This is a genomic window from Mycolicibacterium austroafricanum (assembly GCF_000612725.1).
Classification (GTDB): Bacteria; Actinomycetota; Actinomycetes; order Mycobacteriales; family Mycobacteriaceae; genus Mycobacterium; species Mycobacterium austroafricanum.
Map to the genome: position 1 here is coordinate 631,707 of NZ_HG964452.1, position 19,290 is coordinate 650,996.

General features: G+C 69.8%; 14 protein-coding genes. 4 read left to right on the forward strand and 10 right to left on the reverse strand.

The features are described from left to right. Position 1: 1 nt before the first annotated feature. From BN976_RS13505 to BN976_RS13520, 4 genes are read right to left on the reverse strand one after another with little or no spacing between them, the layout of a single operon-like run. Positions 2 to 2,437: an HAD-IC family P-type ATPase gene (locus BN976_RS13505; protein ID WP_036371240.1), complete on the reverse strand. Its 2,436-nt coding sequence runs from the start codon at positions 2,435 to 2,437 to the stop codon at positions 2 to 4. Next, a complete protein-coding gene (locus tag BN976_RS13510) occupies positions 2,434 to 4,029 on the reverse strand; it encodes a serine hydrolase (RefSeq protein WP_036371467.1) in 1,596 nt (531 codons plus the stop codon). The genes BN976_RS13505 and BN976_RS13510 overlap by 4 nt, the downstream gene beginning before the upstream one ends. Positions 4,030 to 4,057: 28 nt before the next feature. Beyond that, positions 4,058 to 5,173, reverse strand: coding sequence for an MBL fold metallo-hydrolase (locus BN976_RS13515; protein WP_011782135.1), 1,116 nt, complete (start codon positions 5,171 to 5,173; stop codon positions 4,058 to 4,060). After that, positions 5,173 to 5,907 (reverse strand): enoyl-CoA hydratase, encoded by a 735-nt coding sequence (locus BN976_RS13520; protein WP_036371468.1) that lies wholly within the window; start codon positions 5,905 to 5,907, stop codon positions 5,173 to 5,175. Before BN976_RS13520 ends, BN976_RS13515 begins: the two co-directional genes overlap by 1 nt. A gap of 26 nt (positions 5,908 to 5,933) precedes the next feature. Here BN976_RS13520 and BN976_RS13525 point away from each other — a divergent pair, with 26 nt between their 5' ends. Continuing rightward, positions 5,934 to 7,406, forward strand: a complete 1,473-nt coding sequence (locus BN976_RS13525; protein WP_036371243.1) for an acetyl-coenzyme A carboxylase carboxyl transferase subunits beta/alpha — start codon at positions 5,934 to 5,936, stop codon at positions 7,404 to 7,406. Between the two features lie 13 nt (positions 7,407 to 7,419). Here the strand turns inward: BN976_RS13525 and BN976_RS13530 are convergent, their stop codons facing one another. The 4 genes from BN976_RS13530 to BN976_RS13550 all read right to left on the reverse strand — a co-directional run bounded on the left by BN976_RS13530 (position 7,420) and on the right by BN976_RS13550 (position 12,581). Beyond that, positions 7,420 to 9,093, reverse strand: a complete 1,674-nt coding sequence (locus tag BN976_RS13530; RefSeq protein ID WP_145977947.1) for a hypothetical protein — start codon at positions 9,091 to 9,093, stop codon at positions 7,420 to 7,422. 87 nt (positions 9,094 to 9,180) lie between these two features. Next, the gene (locus BN976_RS13540) at positions 9,181 to 11,190 is read right to left on the reverse strand and encodes a YhgE/Pip domain-containing protein (protein WP_036371253.1); all 2,010 of its coding nucleotides are present in this window, start codon (positions 11,188 to 11,190) and stop codon (positions 9,181 to 9,183) included. Next, complete coding sequence (locus BN976_RS13545; RefSeq protein WP_375167667.1) at positions 11,190 to 11,840, reverse strand: ATP-binding cassette domain-containing protein; 651 nt, start codon at positions 11,838 to 11,840, stop codon at positions 11,190 to 11,192. Before BN976_RS13545 ends, BN976_RS13540 begins: the two co-directional genes overlap by 1 nt. 294 nt (positions 11,841 to 12,134) lie before the next feature. Beyond that, positions 12,135 to 12,581 carry a hypothetical protein gene (locus BN976_RS13550; protein ID WP_036371259.1) on the reverse strand — a complete coding sequence of 149 codons (447 nt, stop codon included), beginning with the start codon at positions 12,579 to 12,581 and terminating at the stop codon, positions 12,135 to 12,137. 32 nt (positions 12,582 to 12,613) lie between these two features. Here BN976_RS13550 and BN976_RS13555 point away from each other — a divergent pair, with 32 nt between their 5' ends. Then, the gene (locus BN976_RS13555) at positions 12,614 to 13,717 is read left to right on the forward strand and encodes an epoxide hydrolase family protein (protein ID WP_036371261.1); all 1,104 of its coding nucleotides are present in this window, start codon (positions 12,614 to 12,616) and stop codon (positions 13,715 to 13,717) included. A gap of 13 nt (positions 13,718 to 13,730) precedes the next feature. Here BN976_RS13555 and BN976_RS13560 read toward each other — a convergent pair whose 3' ends face one another. Together BN976_RS13560 and BN976_RS33785 are read right to left on the reverse strand one after the other, a co-directional pair. Continuing rightward, positions 13,731 to 14,642, reverse strand: a complete 912-nt coding sequence (locus BN976_RS13560; protein WP_235622046.1) for an RNA polymerase sigma-70 factor — start codon at positions 14,640 to 14,642, stop codon at positions 13,731 to 13,733. 79 nt (positions 14,643 to 14,721) lie between these two features. Continuing rightward, positions 14,722 to 15,384: a sigma-70 family RNA polymerase sigma factor family protein gene (locus tag BN976_RS33785; protein ID WP_051558418.1), complete on the reverse strand. Its 663-nt coding sequence runs from the start codon at positions 15,382 to 15,384 to the stop codon at positions 14,722 to 14,724. Positions 15,385 to 15,600: 216 nt separating this feature from the next. Between BN976_RS33785 and BN976_RS13570 the strand changes: the two genes are divergently transcribed. Together BN976_RS13570 and BN976_RS13575 are read left to right on the forward strand one after the other, a co-directional pair. After that, complete coding sequence (locus tag BN976_RS13570; protein WP_036371471.1) at positions 15,601 to 16,359, forward strand: SDR family oxidoreductase; 759 nt, start codon at positions 15,601 to 15,603, stop codon at positions 16,357 to 16,359. Positions 16,360 to 16,459: 100 nt separating this feature from the next. Continuing rightward, a complete protein-coding gene (locus BN976_RS13575; RefSeq protein WP_051558419.1) occupies positions 16,460 to 19,282 on the forward strand; it encodes a helix-turn-helix transcriptional regulator in 2,823 nt (940 codons plus the stop codon). Positions 19,283 to 19,290 lie beyond the last annotated feature (8 nt).

Genomic DNA, 19,290 nt, shown 5'->3' on the forward strand with positions numbered 1-19,290 from the left:
TTTACCGCTCGCGGACACGCCACAATCTGCGGTGTTCTCCCAGCACACGGCCCTGCACCCACCAGATCACCTCGATGGCGACTGCGGCGGCCAGCCCGATTCCCAGCGCCATCGACGTGAGCGCCGTGTTCGACGGGTCGAGGATGAACAGCTCGCGGGCCAGCGGGATGCTGAAGATGACGACATAGGCCAGACCGGACACCGCGACCAGCGCCACCCGCCACCATTCGTAGGGCCGCGCCACCACCGAGAGCACCCACACCCCGGCTACCAGCAGCGTGATCAGCGCCGCGGTGGACGCCTGCGTCTGCTCGGCCTCCGTCGCGGCCCGGCCCTGGTATGCCAGCAGGTACGACGTGAACGTCGCCGCGCCGACGACGATCCCCGAGGGCAGCGCCGAGGTCATCACCCGGCGCACGAAGCCGGGATGGGCGCGTTCGTTGTTGGGGGCCAGCGAAAGGACGAAGGCCGGGATGCCGATGGTGAACCAGGCCGCGATGGTGACGTGGATGGGCTGGAACGGGAACAGCAGCGGGTCGGAGCCGAACAGCTTCGCCGACAACCCGCCCAGGCCGACGAGCACCGCCAGCAGCACCGAGTAGACGGTCTTGGTGAGGAACAGGTTGGAGACGCGTTCGATGTTGCCGATCACCCTCCGGCCCTCGCCTACCACGTACGGCAGCGTGGCGAACTTGTTGTCCAACAACACGATCTGGGCCACCGCGCGCGACGCCGAGCTCCCCGAGCCCATCGCGACGCCGATGTCGGCGTCCTTGAGGGCGAGAACGTCGTTGACACCGTCGCCCGTCATCGCGACGGTGTGGCCACGGGACTGCAGCGCGTGCACCATCGCGCGCTTCTGATCGGGCCGCACCCGGCCGAACGTGGTGCACTGCTCCAGCGTGTCGGCGAGGGCGTCGGGCTGATCCGGCAGCCTGCGCGCGTCCATCGTCTCACCCCCGAGACCGAGCGAGCCGGCCACCGCGCCCACCGACACGGCGTTGTCACCGGAGATGACCTTCACCGAAACTTTCTGCGACGCAAAGTAATCGAGGGTGTCGCGGGCGTCGGGGCGGATCCTCTGCTCGAGCACGACCAGCGCTGACGGGGTCACGGTGCCCGGCGCGTCCGGCGCGTCGACGGAGCGGTCGCTTGATCCGAGCAACAGCACGCGCAGGCCCTGCGCGCCGATCCGCTCGGCCTCCTCGGCGGCCGTCGAGGTCGGGTCCAGCAACACATCGGGTGCCCCGATCACCCAGTTGCCGTGATCCCCATAGGAGGTACCGCTCCATTTGGTCGCGGACTTGAACGGGGCGGTGGCGGTCGCGGTCCAGCCGGGCGGCATCTTGTAGGCCTCCGCGATGGCGGCCATGCTGGCGTTGGGCCGGGGGTCGTCGGCGGCCAGCTGCGCCAGCACGTCGGCCACCGCGCCCATCCCCCGGTCGCTTCGCTCCCCCCCTGCGAGCCGCGCATCGATCCTCTTCACCTCGCTGACCCGCATCCCGTTCTCGGTCAGCGTCCCCGTCTTGTCCGCGCACACCACGTCGACGCGGGCGAGGCCCTCGATCGCCGGCAGCTCGTTGACCAGGCACTGCCTGCGGCCCAGCCGGATCACCCCGACCGCGAACGCGATCGAGGTCATCAGCACCAGCCCCTCGGGAACCATCGGCACCAGCGCCCCGACCATCGCGAGCACCGCGCGCCGCCACCCGGCGTCGGTGGTGAACAACTGTGTGTAGATGGTCAGCGCGCCCGCAGGCACCAGCAGGTAGGTGATGAACTGCAGAATCTTGTTGATCCCATTGCGCAGTTCGGATTTCACCAGGGTGAACTTGCTGGCCTCCTCCGCCAACTTCGCCGCGTAGGCCTCACGGCCGACCTTGGTGGCGCGGTAGGCGCCGCTGCCCGCGACGACGAAGCTTCCCGACATCACGTGATCGTCGATGCCTTTCGCGATGGCGTCGGCCTCACCGGTCAGCAGGGATTCGTCGATCTCGAGGTTGGACTCCTCCAGGATCACGCCGTCCACCACGATCTGGTCTCCTGGACCGAGCTCGATGACGTCGTCGAGCACGACCTCGCTGGGCGCCAGCGGCAACGAGACGGATCCGGTGCCGGATTTCCTGCGCACCAACGGTTTCGCCTGTCCCACGATGGCGAGCTTGTCCAAGGTCTGCTTGGCACGCAGCTCCTGGATGATGCCGATCGCGCTGTTGGCGATGATGAGCAGACCGAACGCGCCGTTGATCACCGAACCGGTGGCCAGCACGATGATCAGCAGCACACCTAGGATCGCGTTGATGCGGGTGAACACGTTGCCGCGGACGATCTCCGAGACGCTGCGTGCCGCGCGGGTGGGGACGTCGTTGGTCTTACCCTCGGCGACGCGCTGCGCCACCTCGGCCTCGGACAGGCCGGTGACCACAGAAACCGTCATCGGGTGAAGACTCCCTTGCCCTCGTCGTCGAAATACTCCAGCGTCAGGGAGCCTGCATCGAACGTCGCCGCCGAAACCGTTCCGGGAGGGGCGTTCTCGGACGAGACCGGGAAAGTGAAGACGTTTCCGTCCCAGGGCTGCAGTTTGAACACACCGCGCGGGCCGAGTGCCAGCTCAAGGTGCCCGTCGCGTTCGGTGACCGTGGCGGGGCCCCAGTAATCGTTGCGGTACACGCCGGTGTAGGCCGCCAGCGGCCCGTGCGTCCGCGCGTTTGCGGGACGCTGCTGTCCGACCAGCGATCCCACCGGCTTGTCCATGTCCTCGAAAGCCTTGGCGTACAGCGCATACCAGTCCTGGCGGATCTCGCCGAACTGGACGAGATCGGCGAACTGGGCGGTCAGCGTCTCGGGAATACCGGTCGGGGTGGCGTTGGTCAGCGCGACGATCGCGACGTCCGCCGACGGCAGGAAGAGGACGTTGGTCGCGGCGCCGAGTTCGAAGGCCCCGGAATGGCTGAGCTGGGTGCGTGCGGCCGACGTGGTGCCCACGTTGAAGCCGTATCCGTAGAAGCCGGACCGCATCGCCGGTTCGCTGCCGCGGGACGAGGTCACCTGTGGGGTGATCGCGGGCAGCAGCGCCGTCGGATCGATGAGCTGGTTGCCATCGTGCCGCCCGTCGGCCAGCACCATCGCCATCCACCGCGTCATGTCATTGACCGACGAACTCGCTCCGCCGGCGGGCGACTGGGCCTGTGCGTCACGGACGAACCGCGGTTGGTATCCGCCGTCAATGCGGATGTGCCCCACCGCCCTGTCCCGCCGGGACTCGTAGTCGCTGAACCGGTAGCTCGTCGCACCCATTCCCAACGGGCGCAGCAGGGTGTCGGCGGCGAGATCCTCCCAGCTCTTCCCGGCACCCGTCGCCACCGCTTCGGCACCGGCGGTCAATCCGAAGTTGGTGTAGGCGTATGACGTCCGGAACTGGTCGAGTGGGAGCTGGCGCAGCCGCTCCAGCACCTGGCGACGGTCGTAGCCGAGGTCTTCGAGCTGATCTCCGGCGTGGTCGGGCAGTCCGGAGCGGTGCGAGAACATGTCACCGACCGTGACCATCTGCGTGACGGCCGGATCGGAAAGGGCGAACCAGGGCAACCGTGACACGATCGGGGTGTCCCAGCTGACCTGGTTCTGCCCGACCAGCGCCGCCACCGCCGTCGCGCTCAGCGGTTTGGACAGCGAGGCCAGCTGGAACACGGTGTCGGCATCGACCTCGTTGTGAGGCTCGTCGGACATCGTGTTGTTTCTGACGCCGAAACCCTTGGCGTACACAGCTTTTCCTCCGTGTACCACCGCCACCGCCATCCCTGGAATGCCTGATTTGGACATCAGGTCCTCGGCGAGGCCGTCGAGTTTCGCAACGGCATCGGCGACCGCGTTCTCCGGCAGCGGCATCGCAGGCACCAGCGGGGGTGGCACGTCGGATGCCGGGCTGGGCGCCGGCGTGCTCGACGCGGCGGGTTCGGCGCCTTCGGTGCCGCACCCGGCCAGCAGTGCGGCCGTCAGCGCGAGCGCGGCCACCCGGGCCCGGGGTTTCATGGTCAGCACCGTAACGCGTCGAGGCGCCCTAGAACCGCCACCACGGGTCGAATGTCGACTCCGGGACCACCCGCTGGCCCGGCATCGGCACCGCGACACGCACCCGCTCGGCGTCGGCGGCGGTCAGCAGGCGCTCGGCCGGCTCGGCCCACGGATGCGGCGCCAGCCGGAACGTCGCCCAGTGGATCGGCACCATCAGGCTGTTGTCGACGTCGGCCAGGTCGAGGTGGGCCCGCACCGCTTCCTCGGGGTTCATGTGGATGTCGGCGAACGCCGGGTGGTAGGCGCCGATCGGCAGCAGCGTGAGATCGAACGGACCGTGCTCGGCGCCGATCTCGGCGAAGCTCTTCGTGTAGCCGGTGTCGCCGCCGAAGAACGCCTTGTGCGTCGGCCCGGTGACCACCCACGACGACCACAGCGTGGAGTCGCGGGCGAACAGCCGTCCGGAGAAGTGCCGCGCCGGTGTGCAGATCAGGGTCAGGTCCCCGATGCGGTGGGCCTCGTTCCAGTCCAGCTCGACGATGCGGCTCTCGGGGATGCCCCATTTGCGGAGGTGAGCGCCGATGCCCAGCGGTACCACGAACGGGGCGCGCTGGGTGTGCGCGAGCGCGACGATGGTGTCGATGTCGAGATGGTCGTAGTGGTCGTGGCTGATGATGACGGCGTCGACCGCGGGCAGCGCCTCGATCAGGACAGGCACATCGTGCATCCGCTGCGGGCCGACCGCGCGCGACGGGGAGCACCGGTTGCTCCACACCGGGTCGGCGAGCACGCGGTAGCCGTCGACCTCGATCAATGTGCTGGAGTGGCCGTACCAGCTGGCTGCGGCGGGCGCAGGCGTCGGATCGACCACCGGCGGGTCGGCCAGCGGGATGGGGCCCGGCGGCGTGCCCTGCGACGCGAAGTTGGCGAGGTCACGCAGCAGCATGCGCTGCAGGTCGCGGTCCATCGTGATGCCGGACGGCGGCTCCAGGTTGACGAACTTCCCGTCCTGGTAGTGCGGCGAGCGGCGCGCGACCGGCGCGATCTCCGGCGGGGTGGCGCCGAGTGCGGCGGGAGTCCCCTGCAGCGCCCGCAGCACCCACCCGCCGGCGAACAGCGAGGCCGTCCCGAACCCGAATCTCAGCGCCGTCCGCACCTCCATCAGGCGCCCTGAAACCTCGGGGGCCGCTTCTCGATGCGCGCCACCTGCGCCTCGATGATGTCCTGGCTGGACCAGGCGCGGTCGAAGAGTTCCTGATGCGCGGGCCACGGCTCCTCGTAGGCGCCGTCGTCGTTGAGGACCCGCTTGGCGTGCTGCAGTGCCAGCGGAGCGAACCCGGCGATCTCCTGCGCCCAGGCCTGCGCGTCGGCCAGCGTGCCGATCCTGTTGGCCATCCCGGTGTGCAACGCCATGTCCGCGGTGAGCCGCTCCGCGGCCAGCAACATGCCTCTGGCCCGGCCCGCGCCCACCAGCGACGTCAACCGGCGGATGCTCCAATTGTCCAGGGCGATACCGTATTTCGCGACGGGGAACTGGAAGTAGGCTTCCGGTGCCACCACCCGCAGGTCGCAGATCATCGACAGGATGACGCCCGCGCCGATCGCCGGGCCGTTGACCGCGCCGATGACGGGAAACGGAGCCCTGTCGATCGCCAGGTTGAGCTCCCTAGCCTTGTCGGGCAGCTCGTCGGCGACACCCTGGCCGCCGGACAGGTCCGCCCCGGAGCTGAACACGTGGCCCGCCCCGGTGAGGACCATCGCGCGGACCTCCTCGGCGGCTGCCTTCTCGATCGCCTCACGCAGACCGTCCACCAGCTCTGCGTTCAGCGCGTTGCGCCGTTCGGGTCGTTGTAGCTCCAGCGTCATCACATTGCCGTCGCGGGTCACTCCGATCATCAGCACAGCCTAGTTAACCTTTCCCTGTGAGCCGGATCCGCGCCCTGGCACTTCGTGACGCATTGCTGGACGAAGGGTCGTTCGCCAGCTGGGACGGGCCGCCGCTGGCCGTCCCGACGTCCGCCGAATACCGCAGGGAACTGGCCGAGGCCGAGGCCGCGACCGGCCTCGACGAATCGGTGCTGACCGGCGAGGGCCGGGTGTTCGGCCGGCGCGTGGCGCTGATCGCGTGCGAGTTCGACTTCCTGGCCGGGTCGATCGGGGTGGCGGCCGCCGAACGCATCATCGCGGCGGTACAGAAGGCGACCGCCGAGAGGCTGCCGCTGCTGGCCTCACCGAGTTCGGGCGGTACCCGCATGCAGGAGGGCACCGTCGCGTTCCTGCAGATGGTCAAGATCGCCGCCGCCGTCGAGCTGCACAAGAAGGCGCACCTGCCCTACCTGGTGTACCTGCGCCACCCCACCACCGGCGGGGTGTTCGCGTCCTGGGGTTCGCTCGGGCACGTGACCGCCGCCGAGCCCGGCGCGCTGATCGGGTTCCTCGGGCCGCGGGTGTACGAGCACCTCTACGGCGAGCCCTTTCCCGCGGGTATCCAGACCGCCGAGAACCTGCACCGCCACGGCGTCGTCGACGCCGTCATCCCGCCGGGAATCCTGCGCGCCACGTTGGACCGCGCCCTGAGGGTCGTTTCGGACGCCCCCGACGTGCCACCCGCCGCGCCAGACGCTGAACCGCTGCCGGACGTCCCGGCCTGGGAGTCGGTGGAGATCTCGCGACGCCCGGACCGCCCGGGGGTCAGTGCGCTGCTGCGGTACGGAACCACAGACCGGGTGCTGCTGTCAGGCACGGGGCAGGGTGAGGCGGCGACGACGCTGCTGGCGCTGGCGCGGTTCGGCGGGCAGCCGGCGGTCGTGCTCGGACAGCAGCGGGTGGTCGGCGGCCTGGTCGGCCCGGCCGCGCTTCGCGAGGCGCGACGCGGCATGGCGCTGGCCGCCGGACTGAAGCTGCCGCTGGTCCTGGTCATCGACACCGCGGGCCCGGCGCTCTCGACCGAGGCCGAGGAGGGTGGGCTGGCCGGTGAGATCGCGCGCTGCCTGGCCGAACTGGTCACCCTCGACACCCCGACGGTCTCGGTGCTGCTCGGCCAGGGCAGCGGCGGCCCCGCGCTGGCGATGGTGCCCGCCGACCGGGTGTTGGCCGCGCTGCACGGCTGGCTGGCGCCGCTACCGCCGGAGGGGGCCAGCGCGATCGTCTTCCGCGACGTCGACCACGCCCCGGAACTGGCTGCCGCGCAAGGCATTCGGTCGGCAGATCTGCTGCGCAACGGCATCGTCGACGCGATCGTGCCCGAACATCCCGACGCCGCCGACGAGCCGCAGGCATTCACCCAGCGGCTGTCGGCCACCATCGCGGTCGAACTGCACCGGCTGCGCACGGTGCCCGACGAGCAGCGACTGGCCGCGCGGCTGGAGCGCTACCGCCGCATCGGCCTCCCCTGACCGCCGAAATCGGCTACGACGCCACGATCTCGGGCATGGTGCCTACCGGGGCGGCCGAGATGAGCCCGGCGAAGTAGGAACCCACCCACATCCACAGGCCGGATTGCAGGCGCAGCGAGCTGCGACCGAGATCGACATCTCTGTCCGCGTAGGCCAGCATGCTCGACAGTGTCGCGGCCTTGGTGACCATCAAGAAGGCCGAGCTCAGGTCGACGAGAGCGTTGTAGGTCGTCGGTGAGAAACCACCGGTCAGTCCAGTGATGACCTTCCACACGGAGCGGCCCACGCCTGCCGCCCCCTCGATGAACTTCGTCCAGACCGCCATCTCCCCCCAACGCAGAGTCGCCGGAGCGTCGAGACGGTCGAGTGCGCTGTCGTAACGAGTGGCCAGTTCCAGCGGAAAAGCAGTCGAGTTGCAGTCGAGGAATCCAGCGCAGGTAAGGGAGTCTTTTCTCGACGGGACACCTGGAGGCGGATTTTCCAGCACGAATTCCAGATAGCCCCGGTTGTACCCGTAGAGGAAGAGCTGCACGGGCACCGCGATGCGCGCCACCGTCCTGACCACCCACGGATGCTTGCCGGCCGCCGCCTTGTTGAGGAACGTCGCCAAGGCGTCGAAGAGCCGGATTGCGATCGCCGCCGGGGCGAGCGTGGCGGTGGCAGCCTCATCGAGGGGGCGCTCGTCGCGGCTGTCATCGGCCGGCGCCGGCGTATCGGCGCCAGTTGCGTTGTCGCGCAGACTGTCCCGTAGCCAGAGTCCGCCGAAATAGCCTGACGCCGTCAGGTTGCCCAGAAGCAGGCGCGCCTCTTCGGGCTGCACGTTCGGATTCACCAGGGCGTCGAGACTTGCCACCGCGAGGTCGCCGAAGAAGAAGCGCGCATTGTCCGTCGGGTCACCGCCTCGGGCCAGGTAGTCGGCGACGAAGCCCTCCATGAAGTCGGTTGAAACCGTGAACGACGAGCCCTCGGTGACGGGCATCGGCGGCAGATCCACCACGGCCGTGTCCGACACCGAGTCGGCGTCGTCTTGCACCGACGGCGGCCCTTCGGCGACGGCCACAGGACCTGGGAGCACGACTGCCTGCCGCTTCACAACGGACTCACGGTGGGCGCCCGCGAGCAGTGTCCAGACGGCGCCAGGAGTATCTGGTGTCTGCGGCTCGTCTTCGGAGGGACCTGGGGGCGCACCGTCGGCAACGTCGACGGTGACCATGGGAACCGGTGTCGGTACCACCTCGGCCGTCGAGGCAACAGCCGTTTCCGAGGACACTTCCGACGGGATCGACTGGTGTGGGCTCGACATCTCCGGGGTGGCCGTCGACGGGTCAGCCTCGGCCAGTCGCGAAGCGCGCGCTTCAAGCCGACCGCGTGAGCTGGAGGATCGGGCAGCCGGCTTCGCCTGCGGGGTCTCGGGTGTCTCGGCATCCGGGGAACCGGCCCGCGACGCGTCCTGTGCGTCATCGGAGGAGTCCGGGGATCGGTGGTCGCCTGCGGCAGAGGATGAGGTGCTCGGCTGCACCGTCCCGCGATCGTCGGTCGACGCGCTGCCGACCGACTCTGACGTCTCTGCGGAGGATTCGGTATCCGGTGCGGCGGAGGCGACGCCGTGCCCCGAGAACACGACAGCCCCCAACCCGAGCGCGACCGCCAGTCCCCCGACACGTCCGACGTAGCTCGACGCTCCCACGCTTCCTCCTACATGACGGGGCTGACTCCTTCGCCGACGCTATAACCGACTCTGTCTCGATATCGGGTCTTCGACCAACACGCCGAATCACACCTCGATCGGGGGGTGCAGGCGCTCCATCGTGTACTGCCGATTGCGCCGCGCCGACCATGCACTCGCCGCCAGCGACGCCGCCAGCAGGCCCGCGAGCACGGCGATCGCGGTCCACAACCGCGAGTCCACCCCACCGACGGTCAGCTGACGAAGCCCGTTGACCGCATACGTCATCGGGTCGAACGGGTGGATGATCTGGAACGGTTTGGCTGTCGTCTCCACCGGATAGATGCCGCCCGCGGACACCAGTTGCAGCATCAGGAACGCCAGCGTCACCACGCGGCCGACGGCCACCCCGAACACGGCGTTGAACGCCTGGATCATCGCCAGGAACGTGGCGGCGATCAGCACCAGGAACGCGACCGTCGCCAGCGGATACTCGGCCTGCAGGCCGAGCCCGAAGTGCACGACGGCGTACATCACCACGACCTGGCACACCGCCACCAGCAGCCCGGGCCAGTAGGAGGCCAGCACCACCCGCAGCGCACCCAGCCCGTTGACGATCGGACGGGACTGCAAGGGCGTCAACAACATCCAGATGATCAGCGCGCCGATGAACAACGCCAACGGCATGAAGAACGGCGCGAAACCCGTCCCGAACGTGGCCGCCGGGTTGGTGTTGACCAGATCCAGACCCACCGGCGTCACCAGCGTCTGCGCCATCTCGGTGCGCTGCTGCGGCGTCCACGACGGGACCTCGGCGGTGCCCTGGCGCAGCTTGGTGGCCAATTCCTGCCCGCCGGCCCGCAACTTCTCCGTGCCGTCGGCGAGTTGGCTTGCCCCGGAGGACAGCTCACGGCCACCGTTGGCGAGTTGCACCAGCCCGGCGTTCAGCCGCTGCGCACCGGAGTTCAGCTCGTCCACCCCGTCGCGCAGCTTGGCGACGTCGGAGCGCAGCCCGCCGTCGAGCGCGCGGGCCAGGAACACCCGCAGCTTGCTGTTGGGGTCGCCGAGCTCGCCCTCCAGTCGGGATGCGCTGTCCCGCAGCCGGATCAGACCCTCGTCGGTGGTCGGGTCGATGTTCTGGGCGCGCAGCAGTCGTTGTGCCCCGGCCAACGCGTGCCCGGCGTCGCGCACCGCCGGGTCCGGGTTGGCCTGCAGGAAGCCGACGGCCTGATCGACGATCGCGGCCGCCTGCGCGCTGTTGACGTTCAGCGCGGCGATCCGGTCGGTCGTGGAGCGGACCGCCCCGGACAGATGCTGCGCGGCGGCCGCGACCTCGTCGGGGTTCAGGCTCAGGCCGGCGACGCGGTCCAGCATCTCCAGCAGCGGCCCTGTCGCGGTGTCCACGGTGCCCGCGAGCTGCCTTGTGCCTTCGGCGAGTTGGGCGGATCCGGCGCGGGCGCTGTCCAGGCCCGACGACAGCGTGCCTGCGCCGGTGGCCAGACGCTGGGCGCCGTCGTCGGCGGTGTCCAGACCGGTGGCCAGTTGCTGCGCGCCGTCGGCGGCCTGCTCGAGCCCCTGGCCCGCGTCGGTCAGACCGGTCAGCACCGTGCCGACCGTGCGCTCGCCGATCTTCGCGTTGACCTGGTTGAGCACCTCGCGGGACGCGTTCTGCCCGATGATCGTCGCCAGATAGTTGTTGGCGTCGTTGAAGGTGAACCGGATCTGCGCCTGCTGCGGGTCGTCGCCCGACGGCGACGCGACGCGCTCGCTGAAGTCGGGCGGGAGCGTGATCGAGAAGTAGTAGTCGCCGCGCGCCACCCCGTCGGCGGCCTGCTGGGCCGACACCTCGGTGAGGTCGAGTTGGCCCGACTGCATCAGCGCGGTCGCGACGTCGTCACCGGCGCGCAGCGGCTGGCCCTGCGCCGAGGCGCCGCGGTCCTCGTTGACCAGCGCGACGGGCACCTTGTTGACCTCGGCGAACGGATTCCAGAACGCCCACAGGTACATCGCGCCGTACAGCAGCGGCATCAGGATGATGGTGATCAGCGCGATGCGCGGCATGAGGCCGCGTGAGTAGCGCTTGAGGTCGGTGCCCAACGACATTCCGGCCAGCGCCATCAGGCACCACCTTTCTGCTGGTTCGCGAGTTCGGCGCGGGTGGTGTTCTCGACCTCGATCTGGACCACGGGATGGTCGCTGACGCCGTTGACACCGGCGGTGACGACGGTCTGTTCGCGGCCCAACTCGACCAGTCGGGAAACCAGCAGGTCGCGTTCGGGATCACTGGTGACCTGCTCGAGGTTGCCGACCACCAGCAGCGGCGGCCTGCCGGTGTTGGCCAGCGCGATGCGCAGCAGCAGCCCGTCGAGCTCGGTGAGCTCCTCGACGTACTCGGACAGCGGGGGCAGCGGCAGGTCACCGAACACCGGCCCACACACCCGCGCCACGTCGTCCTCGCCGGCGCGGCGAATCAGCTTGTACCAGTCGGCATCCCAGCGCAGCTGCTCGGTGATCAGGTCCCGCACCGTCACCGACTCGGCGACCGTGTCGAGTTCGTCGATGCCGGCGAGCGCGGCGTGGGCGAAGATGTCGTGGACGCGGGTGCGCCCGAACACCGACAGCGAACCCGACGCGGGACGCATCCGGCCGGCCAGCGTCATCAGCAGCGCGGTGCGCCCCGAACCCGGCGGGCACACGAGCACCGTGACGCCACCGGCGGCGATGTCGAGGTCGACCGGACCGTAGACCGGGCCCCAGAGGCCTCGCATCGTGATCGCCCGCGCGGTGACTGCGACGTCGGGCGCTGAACTGTCTGGCACCAGGCAATCCCATCACACCGACGGGTCGCCCTCGGCCAAGACGGGCGCTCCTTCTACGGCGCCGCAGCGCCGGGTTAGCCCTGTTACTTCAACCTCAGATATCCGCCTTCTGCAGACGGTTACTCGAACTTCTCCTGACAACCGTGGATAGGTATGACTGCCGGGAATGCGGTCGCGCGAATTCGCGGGTCCCGATCAGGTGCCCGGCACCGAGAATCGCCGCCGTCACGCCGAGACCCGACCTCAGGCCAACGCCAGCGCGGTCAGCATCGCGCACGAGGTGACCGCCAGCAGCGGCAGCCGAAGCAGATTCTTCCGCGTCCACCTGACGGCTGCCCGCTCGTCGACGTCGGCGGGGTCCGTGCGTTCGAACTCCGCCGCCTTGGGGATCAGGTCGAACAGCGCCCACAACCTCATCGCCGCGTGGCTGGCCAGGGCGACCAGCAACGCCGTCCCGACCGTGGCATCGCCCCATGTGACCACCAGCGTGACGACGAGCAGCACCTCGAAGATCAGCGGGGCAGGCAACCAGAACCGCACCCGTGAGACGCCACCGTTGCGCGACTGGATGATGCCGGGCCGCCTGGGCCAGTACGGGTCGACGACGAGCGCCTCGTAGACGGCTCCGCCGAGACACAGGCAGGCCGCCAGCGTCGTCGCGGCGATCAGGATCAGCGTCGGGGTCTCCACAACCCCCGATTATCCAAGTGTCAGGATGTGCCATGGCCCACATTCAGCCGTTCCGGATCGCGATTCCCGACGCCGACCTCGCCGACCTCACGGCACGCCTGCAGCGCACCCGGTGGCCGGAAGCCGAATGCGTCGACGACTGGAGCCAGGGCATCCCGCTGTCCTACACCCGCGAGCTCGCCGCCTACTGGGCCGACGAATATGACTGGCGCGCCAGGGAAGCCAGCCTGAATCGGTTCGAGCAGTTCACCACCGAGATCGACGGGCTGCCCATTCACTTCATCCATGCGCGGTCGACCCGTCCCGACGCCTTCCCGCTGATCATCACCCACGGCTGGCCGGGCTCGGTCGTCGAGTTCCACAAGGTGATCGAGCCGCTCACCGACGCCGGCTTCCACGTCGTCTGTCCGTCGTTGCCCGGCTACGGTTTCTCCGGCAAGCCCCGGTCCACCGGGTGGGGTGTGGAACGCATCGCCGCGGCGTGGGACGAGCTGATGGTGCGGCTCGGCTACCGGCGCTACGGCGCCCAGGGTGGGGACTGGGGTGCGGCGGTCACCACCCAGATCGGCCGCAACATCGGTCACTGCGTGGCGATCCACACCAACATGCCGATCGGCCGGGCCCCCAAGGATCTGAGCGATCCGACCCCCGACGAGCAGGCCGCCCTCGAACGGCTCGGCTACTACCAGCGCTGGGATTCGGGCTATTCCAAACAACAGTCGACCCGGCCGCAGACCCTGGGTTACGGCCTGGTCGATTCCCCGGTCGGGCAGCTGGCGTGGATCGTGGAGAAGTTCTGGTCGTGGACGGACTGCGACGGCCACCCCGAGAACGCGCTCACCAGGGACGAACTGCTCGACAACGTGATGCTGTACTGGGCGACCGGCACCGGCGCATCGTCGGCGCGGCTGTACTGGGAGAGCTTCGGCAGTTTCGCCGGCGGCGGGGCAGTCACGCTGCCCACCGGTGTGGCGGCGTTCCCGTTGGAGATCCTGCGTTCCCCACGGCACTGGTGCGAACCCCACTACAACATCACCCGGTGGACCACCATGCCGCGCGGCGGGCACTTCGCGGCGTTCGAGCAGCCCGGGCCTTTCGTCGAGGAGGTCGGCAGCTTCTTCGCCGACTTCCGTTGACCGGAACCGGGATTCATCCCAGATGGCTGACCTTGCCCTCCAGCCGGTGCCACAGCAGCTGGGTGATCCCACGCTCGGACGGGGTGAGCGCGACGAACGTCTCGAAGACGCCACCGTCGTGGAAGGGGCCACCGCCGTGCGAAATCACCACCGCCGGTGCGCTGTTGACCGTCACCCAGGTCAACACCGCGTCGGCGAACACGCGCCGGCGGAACGCGCAGACGAACCGGGCCACGGTTTCGCGCCCGACGACGGGGTGCCGTGCCGCGTTGCGGATACCGTTGCCGTCGGTGTAACTGACGATGTCCTCGGCGAACAGGCTCTCCAACGTAGCCATGTCCCCGTTCTGCGCCGCCGCCACGAAGGCGGTGAGCAGTTGGCGCTGTTCGGCGGGGTCGACGTCGTGACGGCGCGCCTCGGCCAGATGCCTGCGGGCCCGGCTGACGAGCTGACGGGCATTGGCCTGAGAGGTTTCGATCGTCTCGGCGATCAGCCCGTACGGGTAGTCGAAAGCCTCCCGTAGCACATAGGCCGCACGTTCGGCCGGCGTGAGCCGCTCCATCAACATCAACGTCGCGAACTCGAGCGCCTCGGCCCGTTCAGCGCCCAGCGTCGGGTCGGCACCGGTGTCCACCGGGTCGGGAAGCCAAGGGCCGATGTAGGTTTCGCGACGCGCCCGGGCGGACTGCCGCTCGTTGATGCTGAGGCGGGTGGTCGCCGTGATCAGGAACGCCGCGGGATCGCGCACCGCCCGGCGGTCACACTTCTGCCACCGCAGCCACACTTCCTGCAGGACGTCCTCGGCTTCGGCGACACTGCCAAGCATCCGGTACGCCACACCGAAGATCCGCGGTCGCACCGCGGTGAACGCTGCCACCGCATCGGCGAGATCACCGTCGGCATCACCGGTCCGGGCCTCAGACACGCCGACAGTCAAGCATGATTCTGTGTTGCGGGCGGGGCTCATCGCACACCTTCCGGATCGCACACGCAGGTCTGAGCCTTCAAACGTTCACTCGCAACCGATTCCATCCCCGAAGCTTGTCGGGGTTGAGCACGATCCACACGTGGTGGACCCGGCGGCGCCTGACGTCGAGGGCAAGCACCGCGACCACCTCCGCACGGCGGTACACTGCCAGCCCGACGGCCCCGTTGACCCAACGCTCGGTCATCGCCAACTCGGGCTGAGAGGCGAACAGCCCGCGGAGGAACCCGTTGACCCTCACGGCGCCCCGCACCGGTGCCGGATCGAGCCGGAGACCACCGCCGGTGTCGGCGACGGAGGTCACCGACTCCGCCAAGAGCGCGTGCAGGGCGGCCCCGTCACCGGCGCAACACCCCGCCGCGAAGGCGTGGACCACGGCGTCGTGCGCATCCTCGGCGGCCGGGCCGTCATCTGTGACGATGGGTGGTTGCGCCCCGACCGGTGCCGCCGAGCCCGTCACGTCCGAGCAGATTCGCCCGGCCACCCGCGCCAGCCAGTTGCGCGGGTCGCCGATCCGGGCGCGGTCGTGGGGCGCCAGCGCGAACCATCTGCGGTAGGTCAGGCGCACCACCAGCTCCGCGTGTGCCGCCCACCCGGGGGTGCCGGTGACCATGTCGAGCAGGTACCTGCGCTCGTCGAGCAGTTCGACGAGCGTCGGCCCGCGGGCGTCAACACCCGTCATCCGCCGACGACCGCGGTCGTTGCCATCTCCGTTGCCTGTTCTGTCGCATCCCGACGTCGTCACCGAGTACCACACTGACCGGACAGCACCGCGATCTGTGACACCGAAAACGCACCGATGCGCGGGATGAATCGGGTGCGCGGCGGCCCTTCTGGGCATCGGAGCGGTGATCGGTCACCGCCGCAAGTCCCAGGCACGAGAGAAGGGTTGTCGGACATGTTGATCGTCGTTATCGGGGGCACCGGCCTGATCGGCTCGAAGCTGGTACGCCAACTGTCGGAGCACGGCCACCGGGCGGTCGCCGCCGCACCGTCGACCGGCGTCGACACCGTCACCGGCGACGGGCTGGCCGACGTGCTGGCCGGCGCGGACGTCGTCGTCGACGTGTCGAACTCGCCGTCGTTCGACGATGACGCCGCACTGGAGTTCTTCGAGAAGTCCACCGGGAACCTGCTCGCCGCCGAAGCGCAGGCCGGCGTCGGCCATCACGTCGCGCTGTCGGTCGTCAACACCGACCAACTCGCCGAACAGAGCGGATACTTCCGCGCAAAAGCACTGCAGGAGCGTCTGATCCGGCAGTCGCCGGTGCCCTACACCATCGTCCACGCCACGCAGTTCTACGAGTTCGTCAAGGGCATCGCCGACGCGGCCACTGACGGTGACATCGTGCGACTGGCACCGGTACTGATCCAGCCGATGGCCGCCGCCGACGTCGCCGAGGCGATGGCGATCGCCGCCGTCGGGAAACCGCAGAACCGCATCGTGGAGGTGGCAGGCCCGCAGCTGTACCGCCTCGACGAGCTCATCCACACGGCGCTGACCGCCCACGGCGACCCCCGCACCGTCGTCGCCGACGCGGCCGCGCGCTACTGGGGAGCCGAACTCGCAGAACGCTCCCTGGTCCCCGACGGCGACGCGCTCCTTTTCGACACGCGGTTCGAGGGCTGGATCCTGGAGACACTGACCACCTCGTAGCGGTCCCCGTCGGGCCACCCTGTCACAACGTCGCCCCCCACCCGGTCCTTACAGGTACGGACATGTTCGACCTGCGACTCGAGACGGGAGTGGCTGCGCAATGGACACTCGGCTGGACACCCGGCATCCCGCGGGCAACCGCGCCCGGCCGCCGCTGCGCGGACGCGGTCACGAGTGCCGGGAACTGCAGAACCTGATCGCCGCGGTGCGCACCGGCGCCAGCCGGTCCCTGGTACTGCGTGGCGATGCAGGCATCGGAAAGACCGCGCTGCTCGACCACGTGGTGGCGCAGGCCGAGGGTTTCCGCATCGCCTACGTCGCAGGTGTGGAATCGGACATGGAGCTCGCCTTCGCCGGGCTGCACCAGCTGTGCGCCCCGCTGCTCACCCACCTTGACGAGCTGCCCGACCCGCAGCGGGACGCCCTGACCGTCGCGTTCGGTCAGGGCGCCGGCGCCACCCCGGACCGCTTCCTGGTCGGGTTGGCGGTGCTCAGCCTGATGGCTGCCGCGTCGACCGGTGAGCCGCTGCTGTGCGTCATCGACGACGCCCAGTGGCTCGACCAGGTGTCGGTGCAGACGCTGGCGTTCGTGGCGCGCCGCCTGCTGGCCGAACCCATCGCGATGGTGTTCGCCGCCCGCGACACCGGCGCCGAGGCGCTGAGCGGTCTGCCCGAGCTGGCCGTCCCTGGTCTGTCCGACGGCGAGGCCAGGGACCTGTTGGACTCGGTGGTGGTGGGGCGGCTGGATGACCGGGTGCGCGACCGCATCATCGCCGAGACGCGGGGCAACCCGCTGGCACTGCTCGACCTGCCGCACAACCACGTCGGCACCGAGCTGCCCGGCAGCGTCGCCACCCCGGGCAGCCGCCCCCTCGCCCGGCGTCTTGAACAGAGTTACGCGCGCCGCATCAGGGCCCTGCCGCCGCAGACCCAGCTTCTGCTGCTGGCGGCTGCGGCCGAGCCGGTCGGCGACGCTGCGGTGCTGATCCGGGCGGCCGCGCAACTCGGCATCGCGGTGGACATGCTGACACCCGCCGAGGCCGCGGGGGTGATCGAACTCGGTACCCGGGTGCGATTCCGGCACCCGCTGGTCCGGTCGGCCGCCTATCAGGCCGCCGACCTGGCCGACCGGCGCACGGTCCACCGCGCGCTGGCCGAGGCGACCGACCCGGCCACCGACCCCGACCGCCGCGCCTGGCATGCCGCCAACGCGGCGACCGGACCCGACGACGCGGTCGCCGCCGAGCTCGAAGCGTCCGCCGCCCGCGCGCAGGCCCGCGGCGGCGTGGCGGCTGCGGCGGCCTTCCTGGAGCGCGCGGCCGCACTGACCTCCGATCCCGCGCTGCGCGGCGCCCGTGCACTCGCCGCCGCCCAGGCCAAGCGCGACGCGGCGGCCCCTGCCGAGGCCCAGGAACTCCTCGCCGCCGCCGAGCTGGGGCGGCTCTCCGAACTTCAACAGGCGCAGGCGGCGCGACTGCGCGCACAGATGGAGTTCACCCGGCGCCGCGGCGGCGATACCGGCGCCCGCCCACTCGACGAGACGGCATCGCAATTGCTCACGGCAGCAGCCAGTTTCGAACAACTCGACGGCTACGTGTCGCGGGAGGCCTACCTGGAGGCGCTGGCCGCCGCGATGTTCGCCGGCCGGCTCGGTGACCCCGGTGCGGTTCCGCGGATCGCCGCTGCCGCGAGTGCAGCGCTGGACCGTCTCCCCGAATCAGCGCGCCCCGTCGACGCGCTGCTGCGCGGCATCGTGGCGCGAATCACCGGCGGCGTCAGCGCCGGTGCCGCACCGCTACGGCTCGCGATGGACCTCATGCAGGAGCAGGCGCGCAACAACGACCACCGGGTGGCGCGCTGGATGGTGCCCGCGTTCCCGATCATGCAGGAAACAGCAGCGCTGGAGCTGTGGGACGAGACCGTTGTGCACCACCTCGCGTCCGTCGTGGTGCGCCGCGCCCGGGACGCGGGTGCCCTTGAGGCACTCCCCCAGGTGCTGGCCTACCGTGCCGGCTCGCACCTACTCGCCGGTGAGCTGTCCTCGGCGGCAACACTTCTCGAGGAAGCCGCATCGATCACCGCGGCGACCAACAACTACACACCGGTGCGCTACCAGACGCTGACCCTGGCGGCGTGGCGCGGCGAACCCGCCGACGCGGAGGCGGTGATCGAGGCGGCCATCACCGATGCCAATGCCAGAGGTGAGGGCCGCGTCCTCGGCGCCGCCGATTATGCGTTCGCGGTGCTGTACAACGGTCTCGGGCGTTACCAGGAGGCGTGCAGCGCTGCCCGGCGGGCCTGCGAGTACGAGGATCTCGGCGTCCACAGCTGGGTGTTGGCCGAACTGGTCGAGGCCGCGGACCACTGCGGTGACACCGCGTTGGCGGTGTCGGCGCTCGAGCGCCTGCAGGAGCGCACCACCGACACCGGGACCGACTGGGGCCTGGGGACTCTGGCGGGAGCGCAGGCCCTGGTGGCCGACGACGATCACGCCGAAGCCCTGTTCGAGGAATCGATCGACCGCCTGGCACGCACCCGGGTGGCCGTGCACCTGGCCCGCGCGCATCTGCGCTACGGCGAGTGGTTACGGCGGGCGCTGCGCCGCAACGACGCCCGCGAACAGCTCACGCTGGCCTCCGGTATGTTCACCCGATTCGGTGCCGCCGCCTTCGCCGAACGGACCCGCCGTGAGCTGATCGCGACCGGCGAGAAGGCCCGCCGGCAACCGGTCACCTCCGGCGCTCAGCTCACCGCCCAGGAGTCGCAGATCGCGCGGCTCGCAGGCGACGGGCTGACCAATCAGGAGATCGGGGCCCAGCTGTTCGTCAGCACCCACACCGTCGACTGGCACCTGCGGAAGGTGTTCGTCAAGCTCGGCATCACCTCACGCAGGCAGTTGCGCAGCGCGTCGTGGGCGAGTTGACCGGGGCG

Bases quoted from the DNA above. Each gene is read 5' to 3' on its own strand.
- BN976_RS13505 (WP_036371240.1), bottom strand. From the start codon at position 2,437: ATGACGGTTTCTGTGGTCACCGGCCTGTCCGAGGCCGAGGTGGCGCAG.
- BN976_RS13510 (WP_036371467.1), bottom strand. From the start codon at position 4,029: ATGAAACCCCGGGCCCGGGTGGCCGCGCTCGCGCTGACGGCCGCACTG.
- BN976_RS13515 (WP_011782135.1), bottom strand. From the start codon at position 5,173: ATGGAGGTGCGGACGGCGCTGAGATTCGGGTTCGGGACGGCCTCGCTG.
- BN976_RS13520 (WP_036371468.1), bottom strand. From the start codon at position 5,907: ATGATCGGAGTGACCCGCGACGGCAATGTGATGACGCTGGAGCTACAA.
- BN976_RS13540 (WP_036371253.1), bottom strand. From the start codon at position 11,190: ATGGCGCTGGCCGGAATGTCGTTGGGCACCGACCTCAAGCGCTACTCA.
- BN976_RS13545 (WP_375167667.1), bottom strand. From the start codon at position 11,840: ATGCGAGGCCTCTGGGGCCCGGTCTACGGTCCGGTCGACCTCGACATC.
- BN976_RS13555 (WP_036371261.1), top strand. From the start codon at position 12,614: ATGGCCCACATTCAGCCGTTCCGGATCGCGATTCCCGACGCCGACCTC.
- BN976_RS33785 (WP_051558418.1), bottom strand. From the start codon at position 15,384: ATGACGGGTGTTGACGCCCGCGGGCCGACGCTCGTCGAACTGCTCGAC.
- BN976_RS13570 (WP_036371471.1), top strand. From the start codon at position 15,601: ATGTTGATCGTCGTTATCGGGGGCACCGGCCTGATCGGCTCGAAGCTG.
- BN976_RS13575 (WP_051558419.1), top strand. From the start codon at position 16,460: ATGGACACTCGGCTGGACACCCGGCATCCCGCGGGCAACCGCGCCCGG.